Below are 3,521 nucleotides of genomic sequence, written 5' to 3'. Positions count from 1 at the left end.
TGGTTGCGGGAGTAGGATTTGAACCTACGACCTTCAGGTTATGAGCCTGACGAGCTACCGGGCTGCTCCATCCCGCGACAGGGTCGAATAAGTGCGATATCGTTAGAGAGATTTTGGGATTTTTCTAGGTTTGGCGGTGACCTACTCTCCCGGGGCTTAAGCCCAAGTACCATTGGCGCGGCAGTGCTTAACTTCCGGGTTCGGGATGGGACCGGGTGTTTCACTTGCGCTATGACCACCAAACCGAGGAAAATCCCCACGTCGGCTTTTGCGGAGCAAAAGCGACGGGTGGCAGGCAGCGTATTTGCATGCAAATGCGCGTTGCCACTCGGTAGTTATGTCAATCAACACCGCAGCGTTTTGCTGCGAAGTTATCCATGTTTACTGAGGTGTATGTTTTTGATTTGTCTTTCCATTACTGGATCAAATCAAGCCTATCGGGCGATTAGTACCGGTCAACTGAACGCATTACTGCGCTTACATCTCCGGCCTATTGACGTGGTGGTCTTCCACGGCCCTCAGGGAGACCTTGTTTTGAGGGGGGCTTCCCGCTTAGATGCCTTCAGCGGTTATCCTGTCCGATCATAGCTACCCAGCACTGCCGTTGGCACGACAACTGGTCCACCAGTGGATCGTTCACCCCGGTCCTCTCGTACTAGGGGCAACTCCTCTCAAGTCTCCTACACCCACGGCAGATAGGGACCGAACTGTCTCACGACGTTCTAAACCCAGCTCACGTACCTCTTTAAACGGCGAACAGCCGTACCCTTGGGACCTGCTCCAGCCCCAGGATGAGATGAGCCGACATCGAGGTGCCAAACACTGCCGTCGATATGGACTCTTGGGCAGTATCAGCCTGTTATCCCCGGCGTACCTTTTATCCGTTGAGCGATGGCCCTTCCACTCGGGACCACCGGATCACTATGGCCGTCTTTCGACTCTGCTCGACTTGTCAGTCTCGCAGTCAGGCTGGCTTCTGCCATTGCACTCAACGAGCGATTTCCGACCGCTCTGAGCCAACCTTCGCGCGCCTCCGTTACGCTTTAGGAGGCGACCGCCCCAGTCAAACTACCCGCCACGCAGGGTCCCGGATCCGGATAACGGACCGCGGTTAGACATCAAGAGTGCGAAGGGTGGTATCTCAAGGGAGGCTCCACAGGGACTTGCGTTCCTGCTTCAAAGCCTACCACCTATCCTGCACATCACAATCCTGATGCCAGTGCGAAGCTGTAGTAAAGGTGCACGGGGTCTTTCCGTCTAACCGCGGGAAGCCTGCATCTTGACAGGCAATTCAATTTCGCTGAGTCGATGTTGGAGACAGCGGGGAAGTCGTTACGCCATTCGTGCAGGTCGGAACTTACCCGACAAGGAATTTCGCTACCTTAGGACCGTTATAGTTACGGCCGCCGTTTACCTGGGCTTCAATTCAAGGCTCTCACCTCTCCTTTTAACCTTCAGGCACCGGGCAGGCGTCAGACCCTATACGTCGTCTTGCGACTTCGCAGAGCCCTGTGTTTTTAATAAACAGTCGCCACCCCCTGGTTTGTGCCCCCAGCCCCTAGTTGCCTAGGAACCGGGCCTCCTTCTCGCGAACTTACGGAGGTATTTTGCCGAGTTCCTTCAACATCGTTCTCTCAAGCGCCTTGGTATGCTCTACCAGTCCACCTGTGTCGGTTTAGGGTACGGTCTTATAGGAGGGCTATTTCCAGGAACCTCTCAGCAGCCCATTCAATCCGATAAGGATGAACTACACCTGAGATCCGTCACCACTCCACGGCCTAGGAATATTAACCTAGTTCCCATCGCCTACGCCTTTCGGCCTCGGCTTAGGGGCCGGCTTACCCTGCTCAGATTAGCTTTAAGCAGGAACCCTTGGACTTTCGGCGAGAGTGTCTCTCACACTCTTTGTCGCTACTCATGTCATCATTCTCACTAGTGATCTCTCCACGGGATCGCTCACGCGCCCGCTTCATCGAAAGCCTCTCTCCTCCAATCTGCCCGAAGGCATGAAGGAGGAATGAGACTATGTCACACTACGCTCTGCTACCGATGCTTACGCATCCCTAGACTTCGGCTCATGGCTTGAGCCCCGTTACATCTTCGCCGCAGGACAACTTATTTAGACCAGTGAGCTGTTACGCTATCTTTAAAGGATGGCTGCTTCTAAGCCAACCTCCTGGTTGTTTTGGTCGTCCCACCTGCTTTCCCACTTAGCCATGAATTGGGGGCCTTAGTCGTAGGTCAGGGTTGTTTCCCTCTCCACTACGGACGTTAGCATCCGCAGTGTGTCTGCCATCTAGTACTCCCGGGTATTCGGAGTTTGGTTAGGATCAGTAAGCCTGTGGGGCCCCATTACCCATCCAGTGCTCTACCCCCCGGGGTATTCGGATGACGCTCTACCTAAATAGATTTCGCAGAGAACCAGCTATCTCCGAGTTTGATTGGCCTTTCACCCCTAGGCACAGCTCATCCCGATCCTTTTCAACGGATGTGGGTTCGGTCCTCCAGTAAGTGTTACCTTACCTTCAACCTGGCCATGCCTAGATCACTCGGTTTCGGGTCTGATCCCACGAACTCATGCGCCCTATTAAGACTCGCTTTCGCTACGCCTACACCTAACGGCTTAAGCTTGCTCGTGAGACCAAGTCGATGACCCATTATACAAAAGGTACGCCGTCAGCTCGCAAGGAGCCTCCGACTGATTGTAGGCGTTCGGTTTCAGGTACTGTTTCACTCCCCTCGTCGGGGTGCTTTTCACCTTTCCCTCACGGTACTGGTTCACTATCGGTCAGCAAGGAGTACTTAGCCTTCGAAGGTGGTCCTCCGATCTTCAGACAGAATTTCACGTGTTCCGCCCTACTTAATACGTCCATCAGAGCTTAGAATACGGGGCTGTCACCCGCTATGGCCATGCTTCCCAACATGTTCTTCTCACTCATCTGGCTCGGCTGGTCCCCGTTCGCTCGCCGCTACTAGGGGAGTATCAATTGATTTCCTTTCCTCCGGGTACTTAGATGTTTCAGTTCCCCGGGTTTGCCTTTATAACCCTATGTATTCAGGTCATAAATACTTGATTAAGCCACCTATTGATCATCCAGAGGATAACAATAGAGAGCTTTCAAGTGGGTTGCCCCATTCAGAAATCCATGGATCAAAGCTTATTCTCAGCTCCCCATGGCTTATCGCAGAGTATCACGTCTTTCATCGCCTCTTGCTGCCAAGGCATTCACCAAACGCCCTTCTCGCGCTTGATTTGATCCAGAAAAAGAAAGACTTGATATTTGCACTACCGCCTATTCGGCTACTTGAGTGCGTTTGACCGCACACAACCGAAGCTGCGCCAGTAATCAAATCAATCACGATGACCCAGCTGGTAACTAAAGGTCATCTGTTCTTCTGAACCAAAAACATACATTTCCCGCCCCCGCCACTTGGACGAGGACAAATGAGCAACCCCATATGGTCTCTCAGCCGTGCAGCTGATCAACGCAGGTCGCTCGGGTTAGTATATTAGACTTGGA

General features: G+C 53.0%; 1 tRNA gene and 2 rRNA genes. All 3 read right to left on the bottom strand.

The features are described 5' to 3' along the window. The 3 genes from AC2FI9_RS22570 to AC2FI9_RS22560 all read right to left on the bottom strand — a co-directional run bounded on the left by AC2FI9_RS22570 (position 1) and on the right by AC2FI9_RS22560 (position 3,254). Positions 1-77: transfer RNA gene (locus AC2FI9_RS22570), tRNA-Met, on the bottom strand. Positions 78-128: 51 nt separating this feature from the next. After that, a 5S ribosomal RNA gene (gene rrf / locus AC2FI9_RS22565) occupies positions 129-243 on the bottom strand. A 181-nt stretch (positions 244-424) separates the two neighbouring features. Next, a 23S ribosomal RNA gene (locus AC2FI9_RS22560) occupies positions 425-3,254 on the bottom strand. Positions 3,255-3,521 lie beyond the last annotated feature (267 nt).

This window comes from Ruegeria sp. CDSA246 (genome assembly GCF_059611225.1).
Note: the sequence above shows the minus strand (reverse complement) of the source record. Positions and strands in the feature narration are given on the sequence as shown.